General features: G+C 71.8%; 18 protein-coding genes and 3 pseudogenes. 15 read left to right on the top strand and 6 right to left on the bottom strand.

Annotated elements, in window-relative coordinates:
* Nucleotides 1-529: 529 nt before the first annotated feature.
* Entirely contained in the window at nucleotides 530-907 is a 378-nt protein-coding gene (locus QRN89_RS32040) for a nuclear transport factor 2 family protein (RefSeq protein WP_290352905.1), read from the bottom strand.
* A 483-nt stretch (nucleotides 908-1390) separates the two neighbouring features.
* On the opposite strand from QRN89_RS32040, the gene proP reads away from it, so the two are divergent.
* Together proP and QRN89_RS32030 are read left to right on the top strand one after the other, a co-directional pair.
* Nucleotides 1391-2809 (top strand): glycine betaine/L-proline transporter ProP, encoded by a 1419-nt coding sequence (gene proP, locus QRN89_RS32035; RefSeq protein ID WP_390701818.1) that lies wholly within the window; start codon nucleotides 1391-1393, stop codon nucleotides 2807-2809.
* 520 nt (nucleotides 2810-3329) lie between these two features.
* A pseudogene (locus tag QRN89_RS32030) lies at nucleotides 3330-4599 on the top strand (alpha-L-fucosidase).
* 180 nt (nucleotides 4600-4779) lie between these two features.
* On the opposite strand, the gene QRN89_RS32025 reads toward QRN89_RS32030, so the two are convergent.
* On the bottom strand, nucleotides 4780-5589 hold the full coding sequence (locus tag QRN89_RS32025) for an AraC family transcriptional regulator (protein ID WP_435833285.1): 810 nt from the start codon (nucleotides 5587-5589) through the stop codon (nucleotides 4780-4782).
* A 267-nt stretch (nucleotides 5590-5856) separates the two neighbouring features.
* Here QRN89_RS32025 and QRN89_RS32020 point away from each other — a divergent pair, with 267 nt between their 5' ends.
* Entirely contained in the window at nucleotides 5857-6840 is a 984-nt protein-coding gene (locus QRN89_RS32020; RefSeq protein WP_290352904.1) for a Dyp-type peroxidase, read from the top strand.
* A gap of 23 nt (nucleotides 6841-6863) precedes the next feature.
* On the top strand, nucleotides 6864-7661 hold the full coding sequence (locus QRN89_RS32015) for a family 1 encapsulin nanocompartment shell protein (RefSeq protein WP_290353939.1): 798 nt from the start codon (nucleotides 6864-6866) through the stop codon (nucleotides 7659-7661).
* A gap of 228 nt (nucleotides 7662-7889) precedes the next feature.
* On the opposite strand, the gene QRN89_RS32010 is transcribed toward QRN89_RS32015, so the two are convergent.
* Both QRN89_RS32010 and QRN89_RS32005 read right to left on the bottom strand, forming a co-directional pair.
* Nucleotides 7890-10292 carry an ATP-binding cassette domain-containing protein gene (locus tag QRN89_RS32010; RefSeq protein ID WP_290352903.1) on the bottom strand — a complete coding sequence of 801 codons (2403 nt, stop codon included), beginning with the start codon at nucleotides 10290-10292 and terminating at the stop codon, nucleotides 7890-7892.
* A gap of 240 nt (nucleotides 10293-10532) precedes the next feature.
* Entirely contained in the window at nucleotides 10533-10943 is a 411-nt protein-coding gene (locus QRN89_RS32005) for a VOC family protein (protein ID WP_290352902.1), read from the bottom strand.
* Between the two features lie 164 nt (nucleotides 10944-11107).
* Here QRN89_RS32005 and QRN89_RS32000 point away from each other — a divergent pair, with 164 nt between their 5' ends.
* From QRN89_RS32000 to QRN89_RS31985, 5 genes and pseudogenes are all read left to right on the top strand, one after another.
* Nucleotides 11108-11656, top strand: coding sequence for an MmyB family transcriptional regulator (locus QRN89_RS32000; protein WP_356948673.1), 549 nt, complete (start codon nucleotides 11108-11110; stop codon nucleotides 11654-11656).
* Nucleotides 11657-11740: 84 nt separating this feature from the next.
* On the top strand, nucleotides 11741-12214 hold the full coding sequence (locus tag QRN89_RS31995; RefSeq protein WP_290352901.1) for a carboxymuconolactone decarboxylase family protein: 474 nt from the start codon (nucleotides 11741-11743) through the stop codon (nucleotides 12212-12214).
* A gap of 209 nt (nucleotides 12215-12423) precedes the next feature.
* A pseudogene (locus tag QRN89_RS35665) lies at nucleotides 12424-12531 on the top strand (ketoreductase); the annotation flags it as partial.
* 181 nt (nucleotides 12532-12712) lie between these two features.
* A pseudogene (locus QRN89_RS35660) lies at nucleotides 12713-12940 on the top strand (ketoreductase); the annotation flags it as partial.
* An 88-nt stretch (nucleotides 12941-13028) separates the two neighbouring features.
* On the top strand, nucleotides 13029-13280 hold the full coding sequence (locus QRN89_RS31985; RefSeq protein WP_290352899.1) for an SDR family oxidoreductase: 252 nt from the start codon (nucleotides 13029-13031) through the stop codon (nucleotides 13278-13280).
* On the opposite strand, the gene QRN89_RS31980 is transcribed toward QRN89_RS31985, so the two are convergent.
* A complete protein-coding gene (locus QRN89_RS31980) occupies nucleotides 13244-14230 on the bottom strand; it encodes an aldo/keto reductase (protein ID WP_290352898.1) in 987 nt (328 codons plus the stop codon). The genes QRN89_RS31985 and QRN89_RS31980 overlap by 37 nt on opposite strands.
* A gap of 265 nt (nucleotides 14231-14495) precedes the next feature.
* Between QRN89_RS31980 and QRN89_RS31975 the strand changes: the two genes are divergently transcribed.
* From QRN89_RS31975 to QRN89_RS31950, 5 genes are all read left to right on the top strand, one after another.
* On the top strand, nucleotides 14496-15392 hold the full coding sequence (locus QRN89_RS31975) for an RNA polymerase sigma-70 factor (protein WP_290352897.1): 897 nt from the start codon (nucleotides 14496-14498) through the stop codon (nucleotides 15390-15392).
* 857 nt (nucleotides 15393-16249) lie between these two features.
* Nucleotides 16250-17482, top strand: coding sequence for an NAD(P)/FAD-dependent oxidoreductase (locus QRN89_RS31965; RefSeq protein ID WP_290352896.1), 1233 nt, complete (start codon nucleotides 16250-16252; stop codon nucleotides 17480-17482).
* A gap of 141 nt (nucleotides 17483-17623) precedes the next feature.
* Nucleotides 17624-19354, top strand: coding sequence for an L-aspartate oxidase (locus tag QRN89_RS31960; RefSeq protein ID WP_290352895.1), 1731 nt, complete (start codon nucleotides 17624-17626; stop codon nucleotides 19352-19354).
* A gap of 166 nt (nucleotides 19355-19520) precedes the next feature.
* The gene (locus QRN89_RS31955; RefSeq protein ID WP_290352894.1) at nucleotides 19521-20267 is read left to right on the top strand and encodes an SDR family oxidoreductase; all 747 of its coding nucleotides are present in this window, start codon (nucleotides 19521-19523) and stop codon (nucleotides 20265-20267) included.
* 132 nt (nucleotides 20268-20399) lie between these two features.
* Nucleotides 20400-20999: a YceI family protein gene (locus QRN89_RS31950; protein WP_290352893.1), complete on the top strand. Its 600-nt coding sequence runs from the start codon at nucleotides 20400-20402 to the stop codon at nucleotides 20997-20999.
* Between the two features lie 58 nt (nucleotides 21000-21057).
* Here QRN89_RS31950 and QRN89_RS31945 read toward each other — a convergent pair whose 3' ends face one another.
* The gene (locus tag QRN89_RS31945; RefSeq protein WP_290353937.1) at nucleotides 21058-21315 is read right to left on the bottom strand and encodes a WhiB family transcriptional regulator; all 258 of its coding nucleotides are present in this window, start codon (nucleotides 21313-21315) and stop codon (nucleotides 21058-21060) included.
* A 243-nt stretch (nucleotides 21316-21558) separates the two neighbouring features.
* On the opposite strand from QRN89_RS31945, the gene QRN89_RS31940 reads away from it, so the two are divergent.
* Nucleotides 21559-22464, top strand: coding sequence for a sigma factor (locus QRN89_RS31940; protein ID WP_290352892.1), 906 nt, complete (start codon nucleotides 21559-21561; stop codon nucleotides 22462-22464).
* The last annotated feature ends 150 nt before the right edge of the window (nucleotides 22465-22614 follow it).

The following is a 22614-nucleotide window of genomic DNA, read 5'->3' as shown; positions in this document are numbered from 1 at the left end:
GCCCCGAAGCAAGCACCCAGGCGCTCTCCAAACCCGACGACATCAAAGCGCGGCTAGTCGACCGCGCGCCCAGGCGGCGTGTACGACGCTTGTCACACATCGATCGCCCCTCTCAGAAGCCTTGCTGGCCAGTTCACACGCCGATCGGCCAGCCGAGGCCATGCCGCCAACCCAACAGAACGGCAGTGGACACCGCACCCCCTCGATCCGGTCACGGGCGATGCCGGAGGAGGTCGCCGGGGCTGCGTTCCCGGTCTCGTGGTCCGACCGCGACTTCGTTGCCGGTCGACACCGGTCTGCGCGACCCGGCCGACGCGGAGAGGACCGAATGGGGCGGCACTGCCGCGAGGCTCCCCTTCGTCGTCGGATGCCCGGCGGGTCCGGCGGGGGCGAGAGCGCGACCACGGTTCAGGCGACGACCGTTCGAGGCCGAGCCCGCAGCGCTGCTCGGCACCGTCGCGCCGCTGCGCCAGGAGGCCACCGGGCCGGGGACCCCATCCCCCGCACGGCCGGCCCGGCGGGCAGTCCGCTATATGCGCTCCACCCGTCCGGCGCGCCACTCCGGCGACGGATCCGAACCCAGCTCGCTCCAGTACTCCCGCCCCGTGACGACCCGTCCGGATCGCACGGTCCAGAACGAGGCCACCCGGTGCACACCCAGCGTCTCGTGCGGCACCTCGACCTCGGACACGACCTCCTCGCCCGAGGCCACGATCCGCAGCACACGGATCGACCAGCCCTCCGGGTACTCCGCGTTGACGCCCACGTAGTCCTCCCGGCCCACGATCCGTTCACCGCTGACGGGCCACTCGACGACCACGTCGTCGGAGAGCAGTTCCCCGACACCGGCCCAGTCCCGCGCCTGCATGCGATCCCACAACTCATGAATGACCTCGGAGGGTTCCATGGGCGCATGCTCCCAGCCACCACTGACACTTGCGCTCGCGTCGGGTTTCCCGGCGGCCGGCCCGTCCCGTGGCGACCTGCCTCCGGGGCGTGAAGAGGCTCGTCCAGGACACGCCGGCCCCTGTGACCGCCACGGCCGCCGCCGTTCGGACGAGCGCCACGACCGGCAGCTCGTCGCCCGATCGCGCGACGAGCTGCGGGCGGTCGGCACCCGGGCGCGGCGGTTCACCGGCCGTGCCGCGGGGGGCGCCGAGCGTGCGGTCGAGCTCGCTCCCCGCGACATGCATCACAATCGGCCGGCGCGACGACGGCCGACGGGCCCGGCGTTGTGCCTCGACAAGCGCAGTTTCGGTACGCCAGGCGACCCGGTGCTCACGGTCCGCAGCGGGCACCACAGCACCTATGGTCGATTTTCGGCCGTCCGATTTTCCGATCCGGGCGGCTTTTGTCCTTGCAGTCGACCCGAAAGGCAGGCGAGCGGAACGTGCCGAGCGCCACCACACTGGCACCGATACCGACGAAGGCACCGCAGGAGTCCCGGGACGCCGGCGCGGGCGCCACCGTCACCGACCCGGCGCTCGTCAAGCGCGCCGTGAAGGCCGCCGCCCTCGGCAACGCCATGGAGTGGTTCGACTTCGGCGTCTACAGCTACCTCGCCGTGACGCTGGGCAAGGTCTTCTTCCCGACCGGCAACCCCACCGCCCAGCTGCTCTCCACTTTCGGCGCCTTCGCCGCGGCCTTCCTGGTCCGGCCCCTCGGCGGCATGGTCTTCGGCCCGCTGGGCGACCGCGTCGGCCGCCAGAAGGTGCTCGCCCTCACCATGATCATGATGGCGGCCGGAACCTTCGCCATCGGGCTGATTCCCTCGTACGCGGCCATCGGCGTCGCCGCGCCGGTGCTGCTGCTCGTGGCCCGGCTGGTGCAGGGCTTCTCGACGGGCGGCGAGTACGCGGGCGCGACGACGTTCATCGCCGAGTACGCGCCCGACAGGAGGCGCGGCTTCTTCGGCAGCTGGCTGGAGTTCGGCACCCTGGCCGGCTACATCGCCGGTGCGGGTCTCGTCACCCTGATGACGGCGCTGCTGTCCTCCGACGACCTGCTGTCCTGGGGCTGGCGCCTGCCGTTCCTGATCGCCGGCCCGATGGGCCTCATCGGCCTCTATCTGCGCACGAAGCTGGAGGAGACCCCGGCGTTCGCCGCCGAGCTCGAGAAGGCGGCACGGCAGGAGCGCGAGCGGCCCAAGGTGCCGCTGCGGGACATGGTCACCGGGCAGTGGAGGGCCCTGCTGCTGTGCATGGGCCTGGTCCTGGTCTTCAACGTCACGGACTACATGCTCCTGTCCTACATGCCGAGTTATCTGACGAGTGAGCTGAAGTACGACGAGACCCACGGCCTGCTGGTCGTGCTCGGGGTCATGGCGCTGATGATGACCGTGCAGCCCTTCGCGGGCGCGCTGTCGGACCGCGTAGGCCGCCGTCCGGTGATCGCCGCAGGCTGTGCGGGCTTCTTCCTCCTCTCCGTCCCCGCGCTGCTGCTGATCCGCCAGGGCGGTCTCCTCGCCATCGCGCTCGGCATGGGCGCGCTGGGCCTGCTCCTGGTCTGCTTCACCGCGGCGATGCCCTCGGCCCTCCCGGCCCTGTTCCCCACCCGCGTCCGCTACGGCTCCCTGTCCATCGGCTTCAACGTGTCGGTCTCGCTCTTCGGCGGTACGACGCCGCTGGTGGTCACGGCGCTCATCGGGGCGACGGGCAACGTGATGATGCCCGCGTACTACATGATGGGCGCGGCCGTCATCGGCGGCGCCGCGGTGTGGTTCATGGCGGAGTCCGCCCGGCGCCCGCTGCCCGGGTCCGCTCCCGCCGTGGAGTCGGACGCGGAGGCGAGGGCCCTGCGCGCCGTCTGAGACCCGACGACGGGTAACGCGACCGGCCCCCCTCGCGGCCGCCGGCTCCAGGGCACGGCGGCGCGCACGGGGAGGTTCGGAGCCGCGCCGGTACCCGGCCGCGCACACCTAGGCGCCCCGAAGTCCGTGGTGCAGAGTCCGGTTCCTCGGACGGCGGGAGCCGGTCCGGAGTCCCCGAAGGCAGGGCACATGCAGCTCGCCGACCACGTTCCTCGAGGGCCGGCGTCGCTCACGGGCCTCTCCTGAAGGGGTGGAGGCATCAGCATCGGCCGTGGTGCACCGGCCCGGCACGGCGCCAACTCGTCCGCCCGATGGCGCAGTTCGCCCCGGCGCCGGCGGTCCGGGCCGCCCCGCTTCCCGCGCCTGCTCCCGTCCGGTCCCGATGTCCCGGCCCGTGGTGAAAACCGACCAGCCGGGGTGAGTACGGCCCACGCGTGCGCCACACGCGGCGGCATAGGTTCGGCGTGTGACGGCACGCCGCCGCCACCTCCGCCCACTCCCCCGCCGAGGAGCAGTTCCGATGCCGATGCAACCCTGGTTCCGCGAGGCCAAGTTGGGCGTATTTCTCCACTACGGCGTCTACGCCGTCGACGGGGTGCCGGAGTCCTGGGCCTTCTACCGCGGCGACGTGCCGCACGAGCGGTACATGAGCCAGCTCGGCCGCTTCACCGCCTCGGCGTACGATCCCGGGGAATGGGCGGCCCTGTTCGCCCGCGCCGGTGCGCGGTACGCAGTGCTGACGGCCCGTCACCACGACGGCGTCGCCCTCTGGGACACGGGTCAGGGCGCTGTCGGTGGTCGCGCGCTCCCCCGCCGGCCGCGACCTCGTCGCCCCGTACGCCGAGGCGATGCGCGAACGGGGCCTCAAGGTGGGGCTGTACTACTCCCATTCGGACTGGAACCACCCCGACTACGCCACCGCCGTGCACCCCCGGCCGCACGACGAGGAGATACGCACCAACCCCTATGCCTCGGCGCGGCCCGGTCAGGAGGACCCGGAGGCATGGGCCCGGTTCCTCGCGTACCGGGACGCACAGGTCGGCGAGCTGGTCACCAGGTTCCGCCCGGATCTGCTCTGGTTCGACGGCGAGTGGGAGCGCAGCGAGGAGCAGTGGGGCCTGCCCGCGCTCGCGGAACTGATCCTCGCCGGCAATCCGGACACGGTGCTCAACGCGCGCATGCTGAGTCACGGCGACTACGCCACACCCGAGCAAGGGGTGCCGGTGGTCGCCCCGGAGGGGCCGTGGGAGCTGTGTCTGACGGTCAACGACTCCTGGGGGTTCCAGCACCACGACCACCGTCACAAGTCGGTGCGGCAGTTGGTGCGCCACCTCGCGGAGACCATCGGGATGGGCGGCAATCTGCTGCTCGCCGTCGGCCCCCGGGAGGACGGCACGATCCCGGTCGAGCAGGCCGCGCGGCTGGAGGGCCTGGGGGAATGGGTGGCCAAGCACTCCGCGGCCGTGTACGGCACGGTGGCCGGACTGCCGGCCGGCCACCACTACGGTCCGAGCACCCTCTCGGCCGATCGGCGCACGCTGTACCTGATGTGCTTCGACGCACCGCGTGAGACCGTCTCGCTGCGAGGTCTGCGTACGCCCGTCAAGCGAGTCCGTGTCATGGGCAGCGGAACCGCTCTGGAGCACAGGGTCGTCGGCGGGCTGGGCGAGGTGCCGGGTGTGCTGTGGATCGACGCCCCGCAGGCGCAGGACGTCGACGCGTACGCCACCGTGCTCGCCGTCGAACTCGACGGCGAACTGGAGTTGTACCGGGGTACGGGCCGCGACTGAGCGGGAACGGCTGCGGCTGTCCGGGGGCGGACCCCGGCCCCCGACGAGCGCTCCGCCGTCGCGCGGCGTCCGGAGTCCGGCGCCGTGCGCCCGAAGTCCGCAGCGCTGAGCCCGAAGTGGGACGTGGGAAGTGGGAGGGTGTGGAGTCGGCGGTCCCGAGCGTCCGGGGTGCCCAGTGGCTCAGCGCGGTCCCGGGACGCCGGCGCGCACCGCACGCGGAGAGGCGCCCAGTTCACGTCGGCACGCCTTGTTGAACGCCTGGAGGTCCTCGATGCCCACGGCCGCCGCCACGGCGGGGATCGGCATCGTCGACTCGCGCAGCAGATGCCGGGCGCGTTCCATCCTCCGCCGCCGGATGTACGCCACGACGGTGACGCCCGTCTCCGCCCTGAACAGCCGGATGAGGTGGTTGTGCGAGACGCCTGCCGCCCTGGCCACGTCGGGCACCGCCAGCCGGCCGGCGAGACGTGACTCGATGTGGGCGACGGCCGCGGCGAACGAGGCGTGCGGGCGGCTGTCGGGCCGGGACGGCTCGGCGATGCCGGTCAGACGCCACAGCGCCGACCACACCTCGGCGTCGGCCCGGCGTGGACTGCGCGGGGCCGACGCGATGGCCTGGAGCAGCAGTTCGGAGAGCTCCGGGGTGAGGGCTCCGGCATCCTGCACGACGGGGAGGCCGACCGCGGCCCCTTCGCCGGGCAGGCGCAGATGGGCGTAGAGGTGCTCGGACCGCCCGCGGTAGCGGTAGCGGACCTCCGCCCCGGGCGGCACGAGACTGACGTACCCGGGCCGGATCGCGTGCGGCGTACCGTCGACCCGGAGGTCGGCCGCGTACCGGTAGAGATGCAACTGCCACAGGTCGGGAAGCCGGAACACATCGACCGGGCTCGTCGTGCCGTGCACACCGACACCGAGGCTCACCGCACGAGGCGGTTCGTCGAGCCGCACGTACACGGCCCGTCCGGGGTGCGCCCAGTCACCGTCGGCCACGGGGCGAACCTACCGGTGGCCCGCGGCCGCCCGTCGGGGGCGGCGAGGCGCCCGTGGTCCCGCGGTTGCGGCCGGGAGCGCGGCGGGAGCGGCCGCCGCCGGGCCGGCAGGGCTTCGAGGGCCCCTGGCCTGGCGCGGGAGCCCTCGGCCGCACCTGACGTGCACGGGCGGCGGGCTCGCCGACCACGGTTTAGGATCCTTCGTACAGCCTTTTCCTCCGGTCCTGCGGGCCGCACTGCCACACCGGTGAGAGGCAGGAGGCATGACGTGGTCGAGTCGCAAGCGGTGATCGCCCCGCCGGCCAGGGCCGCCATGTTCCTCGTGAGCACCATTTCGCCCGGCGGCGAGGCCACCGTCCGCGATCTGCTGCAGGACCTGGCGGGGCTGCGGAGGTCCGTCGGCTTCCGCGTACCGGATGCGGGGCTGGGATGCATCGTGGGTATCGGCTCCACCGCGTGGGATCGGCTGTTCGCCGGTCCGCGCCCCAGTGATCTGCACCCTTTCGTACCGCTGTCGGGCGCCCGGCACCGGGCGCCGTCGACCCCGGGAGACCTTCTCTTCCATCTGCGAGCGCACCGCATGGACCTCTGCTTCGAGCTGGCGAGGCTGATCGGCGAGCGCCTCGCCGGAGCCGTCACCGTGGTCGACGAGGTCCACGGCTTCAAGTTCTTCGACGAGCGCGACCTGCTCGGCTTCGTCGACGGCAGCGAGAACCCCGAGGGCGCGATCGCGACCGACGCCGTGTTCACCGGCGAGGAGGACCCGGAGTTCGAGGGCGGGAGCTATGTGATCGTGCAGAAGTACGTGCATGATCTCGCCGCCTGGAACGCGCTCCCCACCGAGGAGCAGGAGAACACCATCGGCCGCACCAAGCAGGCCAACGTCGAGCTGCCCGACGAGACCAAGCCCGCGGACTCGCATGTCGCACTGAACACCATCACCGACGAGAACGGCGACGAACAGAAGATCTTCCGCGAGAACATGCCCTTCGGGAACGTCGGGCGGGGGGAGTTCGGTACGTACTTCATCGGCTACGCGCGCACCCCCGCCGTGACGGAGCGGATGCTGCGCAACATGTTCCTCGGCGATCCGCCCGGCACCCACGACCGCATCCTCGACTTCTCGACGGCCGTCACGGGGTGTCTCTTCCACGTGCCCACCGCCGACTTCCTCGACGACCCGCCCCCTCCGGCCGCCGACCTGGGCGCGGCCGAGGGCTCCCTCGGCATCGGGAGCCTCAAAGGAGCCTGATCACCATGACGACGCCCGACGGCATGAACAACCTGCACCGGGAACTCGCCCCGATCCCGCCCGGCGCCTGGGCGGAGATCGAGGAGGAGGCACGCCGCACGTTCCGGCGCAACGTCGCCGGGCGACGCGTCGTGGATGTCACCGGCCCCGACGGACCCGAGCTCGCTGCGGTGGGCACCGGACACCTGTCCCGGATCGAGGCGCCCGCACCGGGGGTATCCGCCCACCTGCGCGCGTCACAGCCCCTCGTCGAACTGCGGGTGCCGTTCCGTGTGTCCCGTGCGGCGGTCGACGACGTCGAGCGGGGTTCCCAGGACTCGGACTGGCAGCCGGTCAAGGATGCCGCACGCACCATGGCCTTCACCGAGGACCGCGCGGTCTTCGAGGGGTACGCGGCGGCGGGCATCGACGGGCTGCGCAGGCGCAGTTCGAACCCCGCGCTCACGCTCCCGTCCGAGCCGCGGGAATACCCGGACACGGTGAGCCGCGCCCTCACCACCCTGCGGCTGGCCGGCGTCGGCGGCCCGTACTCCCTGCTGCTGGGCGCCGACGCCTACACCGCGGTCAGCGAGACCTCCGACCACGGCTACCCGATCGCCGCGCACCTGGAACGCATCCTGGACGGCCAGTTGCTCTGGGCGCCCGCGCTCGACGGCGCCTTCCTCCTGACCACGCGCGGCGGGGACTACGAACTGCGGCTCGGTGAGGACCTCTCCATCGGCTACAGCGGGCACGACGCGCACGACGTCGAACTGTACTTCCGGCAGACCCTCACGTTCCTGACGTACACGGACGAGGCCGTGGTGGCCCTCGGCGCGTGAGGCGCACCGCTGGCCGCCGTGCCACGTGCCCGCGTCGCGTGCCACGCCGGCGTCGTCCACCACGCCCGCGCTGCCGGACCGGACGGGCCCGCGCCGGTCATCCGGTGGCGCGGAGAGCAGTCGCGGACCAGGCCGGTCACGTCGTCCGCGTGGTCGTCGAGGCGGAACTGCCCGCGTCGCGGGCCAGGAGGGATATTCGCAACACGCCCCAGGGGCGCACTGCGCCGGTCACGCTCCGACGTACTGCGCGAGGTGCTCGCCGGTGAGGGTGGAACGCTCGGCGACGAGATCGGCGGGGGTGCCCTCGAAGACGACCCGGCCTCCGTCGTGGCCGGCGCCGGGACCGAGGTCGATGATCCAGTCGGCGTGCGCCATGACCGCCTGGTGGTGCTCGATCACGATGACCGACTTTCCGGATTCGACGAGCCGGTCGAGCAGGCCGAGGAGGTGTTCGACATCGGCGAGGTGGAGACCGGTCGTCGGCTCGTCGAGGACGTAGACCCCGCCCTTCTCGGCCATGTGGACGGCCAGCTTCAGCCGCTGGCGCTCGCCGCCGGACAGCGTGGTCAGCGGCTGGCCGAGGCTGAGGTAGCCGAGTCCGACGTCCGCGAGCCGCTCGAGGATCCGGTGCGCGGCGGGTGTGCGCGCCTCCCCCGCGCCGAAGAACTCCTCGGCCTCGGTCACCGACATCGCGAGCACCTCGCTGATGTCGCGGCCGCCGAGGTGGTACTCCAGCACGGAGGGCTGGAACCGCTTCCCCTCGCAGTCCTCGCAGGTCGTGGCGACACCGGCCATCATCGCCAGGTCGGTGTAGATCACGCCGGCGCCGTTGCAGGTGGGGCAGGCACCCTCGGAGTTGGCGCTGAACAGCGCCGGCTTCACGCCGTTGGCCTTGGCGAACGCCTTGCGGATCGGTTCGAGCAGCCCGGTGTACGTCGCGGGATTGCTCCGCCGGGAACCGCGGATGGCGCTCTGGTCGACCGACACCACACCCTCGGCCCCCGCTTGCCGGGGCAGCGCCCCGTGCACGAGCGAGCTCTTGCCGGAGCCGGCGACGCCGGTGACCACGCAGAGCACTCCGAGCGGGACGTCGACGTCGACCCCCTGCAGGTTGTTGGCCGTCGCGCCGCGGATCCGCAGCGCGCCCGTGGGCGTGCGCACGGAGTCCTTGAGGGTCGCCCGGTCGTCGAGATGGCGGCCGGTGACGGTGCCACTGGCACGCAGTCCTTCGACGGTGCCCTCGAAGCAGACGGTGCCGCCCTCCGTACCGGCGCCCGGTCCGAGGTCGACGACGTGGTCGGCGATCGCGATCGCCTCCGGCTTGTGCTCCACGACGAGGACCGTGTTGCCCTTGTCCCGCAGACGCAGCAGCAGGTCGTTCATGCGCCGGATGTCGTGCGGGTGCAGGCCGATGGTCGGCTCGTCGAAGACGTAGGTGACGTCGGTGAGGGAGGAGCCGAGGTGGCGGATCATCTTCACGCGCTGCGCCTCACCGCCGGACAGCGTGCCCGCGGGCCGGTCGAGCGAGAGATAGCCCAGACCGATCTCCGTGAACGAGTCGAGGGTGCCCTGCAGCGCGGTGAGCAGCGGCGTCACGGAGGGCTCGTCGAGTCCTCGGACCCATTCCGCCAGGTCGCGGATCTCCATCGCGCACGCGTCGGCGATGCTGATCCTGCCGATCTTCGACGACCTGGCGCCCTCGCTGAGCCTGGTGCCGTCGCACTCGGGACAGGTGGTGAAGGTGACGGCGCGCTCCACGAAAGCCCGGATGTGCGGCTGCATCGACTCCTTGTCCTTGGACAGGAACGACTTCTGGATCTTCGGGATCAGTCCTTCGTAGGTGAGGTTGACGCCGTTGACCTTCACCTTGGTCGGCTCGCGGTAGAGGAAGTCGTGCATCTCCTTCTTGGTGAACCTGCGGATCGGCTTGTGCGGGTCGAGGAAGCCCGACTCGGCGTAGATCCCCACGGTCCACACGTTGTCCGACTTCCAGCCGGGGATGGTGAAGGCGCCCTCGGAGATCGACTTCGTGTCGTCGTAGAGCTGGGTGAGGTCGATGTCGGAGACCTTGCCCCGGCCTTCGCAGTGCGTGCACATGCCGCCGGTGCGGGTGAAGGTGGCCTTCTCGGCCTTGGTCCTGGCGCCGCGCTCGACCGTGATCGCGCCGCTGGCCCGGACCGTGGCGGTGTTGAAGGAGTACGCGCTGGGCGGGCCGATGTGCGGCTTCCCGAGCCGGCTGAAGAGGATGCGCAGCATCGCGTTGGCGTCGGTGGCGGTGCCCACCGTGGAGCGGAGGTCGCCGCCCATCCGCTGCTGGTCGACGCTGATCGCCGTCGTCAGGCCGTCGAGCACGTCCACCTCGGGCCGGGCGAGGGTCGGCATGAAGCCCTGCAGGAAGGCGCTGTACGTCTCGTTGATCATCCGCTGCGACTCGGCGGCGATCGTGTCGAACACCAGGGAGCTCTTGCCCGAGCCGGAGACTCCGGTGAAGACCGTCAGTCGCCGCTTCGGGATCTCGATGCTGACGTCCTTGAGGTTGTTCTCGCGCGCCCCGTGCACCCGGATCAGGTCGTGGCTGTCGGCAGCGTGCTGCACAGGCGACTGCGGGGTGGTCCTCGTGGCCTTGCTCATCGTCTCTCCATCTGTCGGGCGCCTTCGCGGTCTCCGTAGGCGTCGCCTCGCTCGGTCCGACCGGCTTCGAGCAGTATGTCTGGTGGCGCTTCGTCGGCGCGGATCATGGACACGCCATGGGGTGCGGCCCGGGGCCGGCGGACGGCGGGACGCAGGTCGCGCGGGTCGCGCGGGTCGTGCGGGTCGCGCGGGTGCGGAGACGTGGCGTCGCCGTGGTGCACGCCGCGACGGCGGGATCAGTCAGCGCAGCTCCCGGATGCGGAGCAGGGTGCCCGCGGGATCGCGGACGGCGCAGTCGCGCACTCCGTCCGGCTGCTCGGCCGGCTCCCGGGCGACCTCGGCACCCGCGACCAGCAGCCGTGCGAAGACGCGATCGAGCTCGCCGGTGGACAGCAGGACGCGGGCGTAGGTGCCCTTGGCCATCATCTCGACGACGGTGCGGCGCTCTTCGACGGTGACGCCCCGTTCCGCGGCCGGGGGCTCCAGGACGAGGGCCGCCCCGGGCCGGCCGGGCGGGCTGGCCGTGATCCGGGGGATCCCGTCGTCCGCGACGTCGCAGCGGACCTCGAAGCCGAGGACGTCACGGTAGAAGGCCAGGGAGGCCTCCGCGTCGTCGTACGGGAGGAAGCTCGCGTGGAGGATGAGGTCCATGGCCGTCACGCTAGCCGCGGCCCGCCCGCCGGTGCTTCTCGAATCCTGACCGGTCCGGACGGGCCCCGTTCGGTGGTGACAAGCAGTCCGGGATCGGCCGTGGGACGGGGCGCGCCGGACCGGAGGAGTTCCTGGGGACGAAGGCCACCACCTCCCGAGGCACGGTGGGCGCCTCCGTGCCGGCCGGCCCGGGCGGCACGGGAGCGCCCGCGCCGGTTCCTCAGCCCGGCTCCCGCTCCGCCGGCCGGCAGTCCCCCACGACCACGGACACGGAAGGCCGCGGCCATGCGCAGTGGGAACAGGACGGTGTCACACGGTGTTGCAGTCCGCACCACCGCCGCTTCACCGGATCCGGCCTCCCGGGCGGCCCGTCCCTGCAGCGACCACGCCGTACGGACCGCCTGCTCGTGGCGGATCTCCACGGTGCGTACCCACGCGCCGGCGGTGACTCGCGCGCCGCGGAACTCGTCGGGGTCCTGCGCGCGGCCGGCCGGGAGTTCGAGGCCGTCCGGTCCGAGCACCCGGTGCTCGGTTCCCCCCGCGCGCCGAAGCGCTTCCGGCATCCGCGGCGGGGACTGCTCGAACTCCACCGCCGGACGCTGCTCGAGCCCGACCGGTCGCAGCGTCTCCTGGTCCTCACCGCGGTGCCGGACACCGACAGCCACGGCCTCCTCCGGCTCCTGTCCACGTGGCCGGCCGCCCGAGTCGCATGACGCAGGTCACACTCTCCCGTCTGTCACGTCCCGTCGCGTTGTCCGGTCAGCAGTGTGTATCCGCAACTCGACCAGGAGGACGACATGGAAGCGCGTCTCGACTACTTCGGCAACGGCCTTGCGGGCAAGGTGCTGAGGCACTTCAACACGGCGAGCAAGGTGCTCTCCGAGTCGGGCCTGCCGCTCGCCACCCAGGAGCTGGTGAAGATCCGCGCCAGCCAGATCAACGGCTGCGGCTTCTGCACCGACATGCACACCAAGGACGCCGCGGTCGCGGGTGAGTCCCCGCTGCGCCTCAATCTGATCGCCGCCTGGCGCGAGGCCACGGTGTTCACCGATGCCGAGCGCGCGGCCCTGGAGCTGGCGGAGCAGGGCACCCGGATAGCCGACGCGGCCGGTGGCGTCACCGACGAGGCCTGGACGAACGCGGCCAAGCACTACGACGGTGACCAGCTCGTCGCCCTGATGTCGCTCATCGCCCTCATCAACGCCTACAACCGCATCAACGTGATCAACCAGCAGCCTGCGGGCAGCTACCAGCCCGGTCAGTTCGGCTGACCGAGGACACCCGGCCCCGCCGGACCCGTACGTCCGTCTCCGCGTCGCCCCGGCCTTCCGGCGGGGAGACGGACCCCCGGCGCCGGCCGGTTCCGCCGGGGCCGGGGAACCACCGGTGCCCGGCCGAGGGAGCCGTCCTCGGCTCCTCCCCCGCGCAGGCACCGACGGCAGGGGCCTCCCTGCCGGGGAACACCGATCCGAGGGGCACCATGACCCGCTCCACGGCGACCCCCTTCGCGGACCGGGTCGCCGTCGTCACCGGCGCGGGATCGGGCACAGGCCGGGCGACGGCCGTCGCCCTGGCCCAGGCGGGCGCCCGGATCCTCGGAGCGGGACGCCGGAAGGAAGCTCTCGAGGAGACGGCCCGCGCCCACCCCGGCATCGCGGTCCTGCCGCTCGACATCGTCGAGGAGGGGCCTCCGAAAGGTCGTCGGCACCGCCGTGGAACGCTGAGGCCGGCTCGATCTCCTCGTGAACAACGCCGGCTCCACCTCCGTGATGCCGCCGGCGGAGACCGACCGCTCGGTGATCGGCCGGCTCCTCGCACTCAACGTGACGGCACCGAGCCTGCTCGCCCACGCGGCACTGCCGCACCTCCGCGCGACCTCGGTTCCATCGTCAACGTGCCGAGTGCGTAAGGCCACCGCCCACTTCCCGGAGGAGCGCACACACCGCCACCAAGAGCGCCCTCGAGCGACCAGGAGCTGGGCCCTGGAGTTCGCCCCGGACGGTGTGCGCGCGAACGCCGTTGCCCCTGGTCCCGCCAGGACGGACGTGCTGGTCGCGGCGGGTTCCCGACGACACCGTCCAGGAGATGCTCGCCTACGAACGCGAGCGCATCCCCGTGGGCCGGCTCGGCGACCCCGAGGACGTCGCGGACTGGACCGTGCGCACCGCCGACCCGCGGGGTACCCACGTCACCGGCCAGGTGCTCACGAACGACGGCGGGCTCGAACTCGTCCGACCCTGGCGGAGGTCACGGCGGAGCGGAGCGGCCCGGCCCCGGGTGCGGGGCCGGGCCGCTGTGTCTCAGCGGTTCGTCGATGCCAGCTGCTGGTCCGTGTAACGGGCGCCCTGAACGGAGTCCCGCGTGACCGCCGTTTCCAGGGACGCCAGTTCGTCCGCGGTCAGGACCATCCCGGCGGCCGCGGCGTTCTCCGCGAGGAAGGCACGCCGCTTGGTCCCCGGGATGGGGACGGCGCCCTGCGCGGCGACCCACGCCAGCGCGATCTGTGCGGACGTCGCTCCCCTCGCCTCGGCGATGGTTCGGACGTGGTCGACCAGCGTCAGGTTCGCCGCGATGTTCTCCGGGGAGAAACGGGGGAGCGAGCGGCGCGAGTCGTCCGGGGCGATGTCGTCGATGCTGCGGATCGCGCCGGAGAGGAAGCCGCGTCCCATCGGCGAGTAGGCCACCAGGCCGATGCCCAGCCGGTCCAGGGTGTCCTTGACCCCGTTGTCGAGCGGGTCACGGCTGAACAGCGACAACTCCGACTGAACCGCTGTCAGCGGGTGCACCCGGTGCGCCCGTCGGACGGTCGCCGCGGACACCTCCGAGAGGCCGACGTAGCGGATCTTCCCCGCCGCCACGAGTTCCGCCATGCCGCCCATCGTCTCCTCGACCGGGGTGTCCGGATCGAGCCGGTGCATGTAGTAGAGGTCGATGACGTCGGTTTCCAGGTGGCGGAGCGAGCGCTCGACGGCCCGCCGGATGTGTTCCGGCCTGCCGTCCAGCGGCCCGGGCCGCCCGTCGTCCGAGAAGTCCAGGCCGAACTTGGTCGCCAGCACGATCTCGTCCCTGCGATGGCCGAGGGCACGGGCGAGGAGCCGCTCGTTCTCGAACGGGCCGTACGACTCCGCCGTGTCGAAGAAGGTGATGCCGAGGTCCACCGCCTCGTTGAGGGTGGCGATGGACTCCTTCAGGTCGCGGCTCGCGCCGTAGACACCGCTCATGCCCATCGCGCCGAAACCCTGAGCCGACACCGTCAGCCCCTGGCCGCCCAGTCCGATCTTCTTCATTTCGCCTCCCACCGGCTCCGGGGACACAGCATCCCCGCCGGGGATGACCGGGTGCACCGCGGGTCTGTGACAGAAGGCGTCCACGGGGCACCGGCCGGGGGCGGGCGTCCCGGACCACCGTAGGCGTCACCGCGTGGGCGCACCACGGACACAACCATGGGTGACGGTGTGCACCCACGTGTGATCGGTGTGAACACCACGCCCGCAGAAGCAGGGCCCTGTCCCGGCTTGTAGCATGGTGATCTCGGGTCCGGAAGGGACGACCATGCACGCTGGGGATGACGCCGACCCGCTTGACCAGGCAGCGAGGGACTTTCTCGCCGCGCGCCCGCAGCTCTTCGGCATCGCCTACCGTGTGCTCGGCAGCGCGGCGGAAGCCGAGGACATCGTCCAGGAGGCGTGGCTGCGGTGGCAGAACGCCGACCGTACGGACGTCGTCGAGCCGGCGGCCTTCCTGGCCACGATCACCACGCGTCTGGCCATCAACGCCGCCCAGTCGGCCCGGGTACGGAGGGAGTCGTACGTCGGTCCGTGGCTGCCCGAGCCCGTCGACACGAGTGCGGACCCCCAGGTGGGCGCGGAACGGGCCGAGGCGGTCGAACTGGCGGTCCTCTTCCTCCTGGAGAAGCTGAATCCGGTGGAACGGGCCGCGTACGTCCTGCGGGAGGCGTTCGACTACCCCTACAAGCAGCTGGCGGACGTCCTGGAGACGAGCGAGGCCAACGCCCGCCAGCTGGTGAGCCGTGCACGCAAGCACCTGGCCGCCGAGCGCAGGGAACCCGTCAGTCCGGCCGATCACCGGCGCCTGCTGGAGGTCTTCCTCACCGCCGCGCAGACGGGCGATCTGTCGACGCTCGAGGACGTCCTCGCCTCCGACGTGGTCAGCTACTCCGACGGCGGAGGGGTGCGTCAGGCATCGCGGATCCCCGTCGTGGGACGTCCGCACGTCTCGAAGTACGTCGCGGCCTTCGCACCGCGGTTCTGGCCCGGGGCGGAGGTGCGGTGGGTCGAGGCCAACGGGCTCCCGGCCGTGCTCGTGTCGTCCGACGGCAACGCGTTCGCGCTCCTGTCGGTGGACGTGTCCGCCGACGGCATCGAGCAGATCATGTGGGTGATGAACCCGGCCAAGCTGGCCCCCTTCGTGGCGTCGCTGGACCACTGACCGCCCCGCGGGATCCCGGCGGTGTCACACGGGCGGTGGGCCGTCTGTCAACCAGTCATCCGGAATTCCCGGACCGCACGGACCTGGAGGGCGGACACCATGAGGATCGGCAGGAGCAGCACCGGGAGCGCTGACCGCGGCGACACCGGGGCGACGCGGTGAACGGGCCGGTCCCGCTGCCCGACCTGTCCACCGCCAGGGACTGCACCGGGTCGTCCGTCTCCCTCCGCTGCACGACGACCGTCACCGTCGCCGGTGGTGCCGCCGGGCGCGGACGGGCCTCCGGAGAGCCCGCTCGGACGACGGGGCCCCGGACATCCGCCTGCGCATGCCCCGCGAGCTCGGCGGGGACGGCCGGGGGACCCACCCCGAGCAGCTGTTCGCCGCCGGTTTCGCGGCCTGCTGCACGGGGCCCCGAGTCTCGTGGCGCGACAGGCGGCGGCGCTCGACCCGCCGGTTTCTCCCCGGAGACGACGGTGGCGTTCGGGCGGGATCCCCAGGACGGCGGGTACGTGCTGCACGTCGCTCCGGTGGTGAAGTGGCCGGGCGTCCCCCAGGAGGTCACCGCGCCCCTGCCGGAGAAGGCCGACGCGATCTGCCCGTACCCGAAGATGGCCCGGCAGGGGACCCCCACGTCCATCACGCCGGCCCCGTGGAGGGGGAGCCGGGCCCGCCGTCGTGTACCGGACCGCGGCGGTCCTCCGGACCGGCGGCCCGCACCTCGCCGGGGGCCCGTGCTGCCGTGAGCGTCCCAATGACTGAACAGCCGGTTTGTCACAGGATCCGCCGTCGCACGGTCTGTTAGACAACTCTCAACGCATGACTCGCAGCGTGCGACATCCGAGACGAGGAACACCGTGTCCCCTGAGAATACTTTCGTCATCGTCGGAGGCGGACTGGCCGCGGGCAAGGCCGCGGAGGCCCTGCGGGAGCACGGCCACCGCGGCCCGCTCGTGATCATCGGCGACGAGCGGGAGCGGCCGTACATCCGGCCGCCGCTCTCCAAGGGCTACCTCCTGGGCAAGGAGGAGCGCGACTCGATCTTCGTGCATCCCGAGGACTGGTACGCCGAGCACGACGTCGAGCTGCTGCTGGGTACGAGCGCGGCGTCCGTCGACGTGCGGGCCAGGGAGGTGGAGCTGGACGGCGGGCGCCGGGTGCCCTACGCCAAGCTGCTCCTCGCGACCGGTTCGTCCCCGCGGCGGCTGTCCGTTCCCGGAGCCGATCTCGACAACGTGCTGTATCTGCGCCGTGTCGGCGACAGCGAACGACTCAGGGCGGCCTTCACCGAGGGCGCGAGGATCGTGGTGATCGGCGGTGGATGGATCGGCCTGGAGACCGCGGCGGCCGCCCGGACCGCCGGGGCCGAGGTGACGGTGCTGGAGCACTCGGAGCTGCCGCTGCTGAAGGTGCTCGGGCGCGAAGCGGCGGAGGTGTTCGCCGGGCTCCACAAGGACCACGGTGTGGATCTCCGCCCCCGCGCGGAGGTCGAGAGCATCACCGGAACCGACGGCCGCGTGGACGGGGTGCGGCTCGCCGACGGCAGCCGGCTGGACGCGGACGCCGTGGTCGTGGGCATCGGCATCACGCCCAATGTCCGGCTCGCCCAGGAGGCGGGCCTGGAGGTGAGGGACGGGATCGTCACGGACGAGCATCTGCGGACGTCGGTGGCCGACATCTACGCCGCGGGCGACGTAGCCAACGCGTACCACCCGCGGCTCGGCCGGCACCTCCGCGTCGAGCACTGGGCCAACGCCCTGAACCAGCCGCTCACGGCGGCCCTGAGCATGCTCGGCCAGGACGCCGTGTACGAGCGGCTGCCGTACTTCTACACGGACCAGTACGACCTCGGGATGGAGTACACCGGGTACGCGGAACCGGGCGGCTACGACCGCGTGGTCTTCCGGGGCGACGTCGCCGGGCGCGAGTTCATCGCCTTCTGGATGGCGAAGAACCGCGTCCTCGCGGGCATGAGCGTCAACGTATGGGACGTCATCGATCCGATCCGTGCCCTGATCCAGGCCGGTGCGGGGATCGACGAGGCCCGCCTTTCCGACCCCGGGGTGCCTCTCGACAGCCTCGTCCCCTGACGCTCCCCGGGGTGAGGGGCGGCGGCGCGGGCGGCCGTCGCCCCTCACCCCTGCGTCATGCGGGCCCGCCGGTGGGCGGGGTGTCACAAACCGGTCGGTGACCTGGTCTTTCCAGTGACGGCCCCAACGATCGGAGCAATCATGGCTGCCACCGAACGACGACTCTCCACCATGGTGCTGGTGATCGGCACCGGCGGAGCCGGCCTGCGGGCGGCGATCGAACTGGCCGAGGCCGGTGTCGACGTCCTCGTGGTCGGCAAGCGCCCCAAGGAGGACGCCCACACCGCCCTGGCCGCCGGAGGGATCAACGCCTCGCTGGCCACCATGGACCCCGAGGACAGCTGGCAGCAGCACGCCGCCGACACCCTCAAGGAGAGCTACCTCCTCGGCGACCCCCGCACCACCCGGATCGTCACCCAGGGCGCCGCCCGCGGCATCGACGACCTCGAGCGCTACGGCATGGCGTTCGCCAGGGAGGACGACGGCCGTATCTCCCAGCGCTTCTTCGGCGCGCACAAGTACCGCCGCACCGCCTTCGCCGGCGACTACACCGGTCTGGAGATCCAGCGCACCCTCATCCGGCGCGCCGCCCAGCTCGACATCCCCGTCCTCGACAGCATCTACATCACCCGTCTGCTGGTCCACGACGGCACCGTCTTCGGCGCCTACGGCTTCGACCTCACCGACGGAACCCGTCACCTCGTACACGCCGACGCCGTGATCCTCGCCGCCGGCGGACACACCCGTATCTGGCGCCGCACCTCCTCCCGGCGCGACGAGAACACCGGCGACTCCTTCCGTCTCGCCGTCGAAGCGGGCGCCCGTCTGCGCGACCCGGAGCTCGTCCAGTTCCACCCCTCCGGCATCATCGAACCCGAGAACGCCGCCGGCACACTCGTCAGCGAAGCCGCCCGCGGCGAGGGCGGCATCCTGCGCAACGCCCTCGGCGAGCGGTTCATGACCCGCTACGACCCCCAGCGCATGGAACTCTCCACCCGCGACCGGGTCGCCCTGGCCTCCTACACCGAGATCAAGGAAGGCCGCGGCACCCCCGACGGCGGCGTCTGGCTCGACGTCTCCCACCTCCCCCGACAGACGATCATGAACCGGCTTCCGCGCGTCTACCAGACCCTGCTGGACCTGCAGATGCTCGACATCACCCGCGAACCCATCGAGGTCGCACCCACCGCCCACTACTCCATGGGCGGCGTCTGGGTCCGGCCCGAGGACCACAGCACCGACGTCCGCGGGCTGTACGCCATCGGCGAAGCCTCCAGCGGACTGCACGGCGCCAACCGCCTCGGCGGCAACAGCCTCATCGAACTGCTCGTCTACGGGCGCATCACCGCACAGGCCGCCGCGGCCCACTCCGCGTCGCTCACCGCACACCCGCGTTCCGCCGCGGCCGTGCACGAGGCACGCGCCGAGATCGACGGCCTCCTCGCCGCCGACGGTCCCGAGAACGTCCGGGCGCTGCAGCGCGCCATCCGCAACACCATGACCGAGCACGCCGGCGTCGTCCGCGACGAGGAGGGCCTGCGCACCGGACTCACCGAGCTCGCCGCGATCGAGGAGCGCATGGAACGCGTCGGCGTCCACCCCGACATCGCGGGCTACCAGGACCTCGCCCACGCGTTCGACCTCAAGTCCGCGGCCCTCGCCGCCCGCGCCACGCTCGAAGCCGCGCTCGAACGCCGGGAGACCCGCGGCTGCCACAACCGCAGCGACTACCCCGGCACGAACCCCGATCTCCAGGTGAACCTCGTCTGGTCCCCGACCACCGGCATCACCCACGAGAGCATCCCGCCCGTGCCCGAGGAGATCGCCTCCCTCATGGAAGACGTCTCCACCGACGGAAAGCTCGCCGAATGACGTGCGGGAAATCCCGGGAAGAGACTCCGCGTCCACCGAGTGTTCCGTCACGAACCGGATCACGTTTCTGTCTTTCCTGGAGCAGACAACATTTCTCCGGTGCGGCCGGCGGATCGCCTTTCGCGATGCCCGCCGCACGTGATGAACCTCCGAGAGGATCCCCATCATGAAGGTCGTCGTCATCGGCGGAACCGGCCTCATCGGCTCGCAGCTGGTCGGCAGGCTCACGGAGCACGGCCACGAAGCGGTGCCGGCCGCACTCGACACCGGCGTCAACACCCTGACCGGTGAGGGCCTGGCCGAGGTTCTGCACGGCGCCTCGGTCGTGGTCGACGTGTCGAACTCGCCCTCGTTCGAGGACGAGGCGGTCATGGAGTTCTTCCGCACCTCGACCACGAACCTTCTCGCCGCGGAGGCAGAAGCCGGTGTGACCCACCACGTCGCCCTCTCCGTGGTCGGCACCGATCGGCTCCAGCAGAGCGGCTACTTCCGCGCCAAGCAGGCGCAGGAGGAGCTGATCAAGGCGTCCGGGATCCCGTACTCCATCGTCCACGCCACACAGTTCTTCGAGTTCATGAACGGCATCGCGGACGGGGCGACCGACGGCGACACCGTGCGTCTGGCCGCCGTCGGGATCCAGCCCGTCTTCTCCGGCGACGTGGCCGCCCAGGTGGGCCGCACCGCGGTCGGTACGCCCGTCGGCGGAGTGGTGGAGATCGCCGGCCCCGACAGGTACCGGCTGGACGACCTCGTCCGCGAGGGCCTCGCAGCGAGGAACGACCCCCGCACGGTCGTGGCGGACCCGCACGCCACGTACTTCGGCGCCGAGTTGGAGGAGGACACCCTCCTGCCCGGCCCCGACGCCCGTCTCGGTGGGACCCGGTTCACCGACTGGCTCGCGCGTCAGCAGTAGGTCCCCCGGGTGGCCCCTGCACGTCAGGGGCCACCCGGCCGGCCGGTGGACCGCTCCCGGACCGCCGTGCCCCCGCCGCGACCGGTATCCGCCCGCGTACGAACACCCACAGCACGAAGGAAGCGTCCCGCCATGCTCAGGAGCCGCAAGCACGACACCGTCCCCAGCAGCCGTCCGTACGAAGGAGTGACCGGCGTCTACGCGCTCGACCCGGTCAACAGCATGGTCGGCTTCTCGGTCCGGCACGCCATGGTCTCGAACGTACGGGGGAAGTTCGACACCTTCGAGGGGCTGCTCAAACTCGACGGGGCCCGTCCCGCCCGGTCCGAGGCCTATCTGAGCGTCCAGACCGAGAGCCTGGACACGGGCATACCGGGCCGGGACAGGCACCTCACGGGCGCGGACTTCTTCGACTCCTCGACCTTTCCCCTGATGACCTTCCGCTCCGCCTCGGTCGTCCCCACCGGCGACGGGTCGTTCCGCCTGGCCGGGTACCTCTGGATCAAGGACATCGAACTGCCCCTCGGCGTCGACGTCGACTTCGGCGGCACCCGCAGGGACGCCTGCGGGCAGACCCGCATCGGCTTCGAGGGCACGGCCACCCTGCAGCGTTCCGACTGGGGACTCACCTGGAACTCGGCGCTGACGACAGGGGGCGTGCTCATCAGCGACAAGGTGACGCTGGTCCTCGACGTCTCGGCGGTGCGGCTGGACCAGGCGTCCGCCGCCTGACCCGGGGAGCCCATGGGTGCGCCAGACGGCGCCCATGGCTCACCCGTCGTCGCGCCGCTCAGCCCCGGCTCGTGCGGGCGCTGATCCTGCGCCGGCTGATCGCACGTCGCTCGCTCTCCGTGGTGCCGCCCCAGATTCCGTCGACCGGGCCCCTTTCGACGGCCCAGTCGAGACACTGCTCCACCACGGGACACCGCCGGCACACGGCCTTCGCCTCGGCGGTCTGCAGCAGGGTGGGACCACTGTTGCCGATGCCGATGGGGAAGAACAGATCAGGGTCTTCGCCCAGGCATGTCGCGTCCAGTCGCCAGTTCACGAGGACCTCCTCGCCGAGGAACGCGCGGGAAACGCGCACTGTCGCAGCCGTACCGAAAAGTCACAGCCTGTCGTAGACGAGACCGAACGGCCGGTGCGTATGTGACACGGTGCGCGTCGATGTGAGGAATCCGTGCGCGCTGCCTGGAAGCGGGAAGCGCACCCCCGGCACCGCGTACCGGTCCGGTGTCACAAGTCCGGCGGCTGTCCGGTCTGAACTGACGAGGGGACGGGAGGATGCCCTATGGACCGTGCCGATGACGGGGTGTCGAGGGACTCGGTGCCGCTGGCCGAGTTGCTGGAGGAGCGGCGTCATCTGCTGGACGTGGCCCGGTGGATGCTGGGCAGCGGCAGCGAGGCCGAGCACGCCGTCGACGAGGCCTACCGAAAGTGGTACGGGCTGTCCCGCCCGGCGCGTGCACGCATCGCCGAACCCCGCTCCTGGCTGGTGCGGACCACCGGCAGCATCTGCCTGGACCGGCTGGCCCCGCCCGGCCACGCGACACCCGGCCACCACCCGGCACCGGACACCGCGACACCCGCGCGACGCCCGCACGCCGTGCTCGCGGAGGAGATCGACGAGGTCCTGTTCGGCGCCCTGGACTCCCTCACCCCGGCCGAACGGGCCGCGTTCGTCCTCGACGACGTCTTCGGCATGCCACCGGGCACCGTCTCCGGCATCGTCGGCCGGCCCGAGCACGAGTGCACCGAACTGGTCCACCGTGCACGCCACAGCCTCCGGGCCCCCCGCGCAGGACCCACCACGCCACGCCGGCACGACACCGTCGTCCGCGCCGTCCGCCGGGCCTGCGTCACCCGGAACCCGGTGCTCCTGGCCTCCCTCCTGGCCCCCGACGCCACCGCCTACTTCGACGGCGGCGGCAAGGTCCGCGCCCTCGACCGGCCCGTCCGCGGCGCCCGGCCCGTCGCCCGCAGCCTGCTCACCCTCCTCGCCGGCACCACCCTGCGGACCCGCTCCGTCAACGGCCGGACCGGACTCGTCGTGCGCCACCACCACCAGATCGCCGCGGTCATCTGCCTCGACATCGCCGGACACCAGGCCACCCAGATCTGGATCATCCTCAACCCGGACAAACTCCGCGCCTGGAACCGGCGGGGCCCGTCGTCGCCCCCGCCGCCGGCCGGCTGACAGCGGCCACCGGTGCCCCGGGCCGGGGCGGCGGGACGTGGGCGACGAACGGTACCCTCACTCCCTGCCGCCCCCGACGGTGGCACCGCGGGCGGGTCCCTGTCCTTCCGTGTGTCCGCGGCGCCCGGAACACGGTGGGCTCCTGCTCTC

The sequence above is a fragment of the Streptomyces sp. HUAS CB01 genome, from assembly GCF_030406905.1.
GTDB classification, from domain to species: domain Bacteria; phylum Actinomycetota; class Actinomycetes; order Streptomycetales; family Streptomycetaceae; genus Streptomyces; species Streptomyces chengbuensis.
Note: the sequence above shows the minus strand (reverse complement) of the source record. Positions and strands in the feature narration are given on the sequence as shown.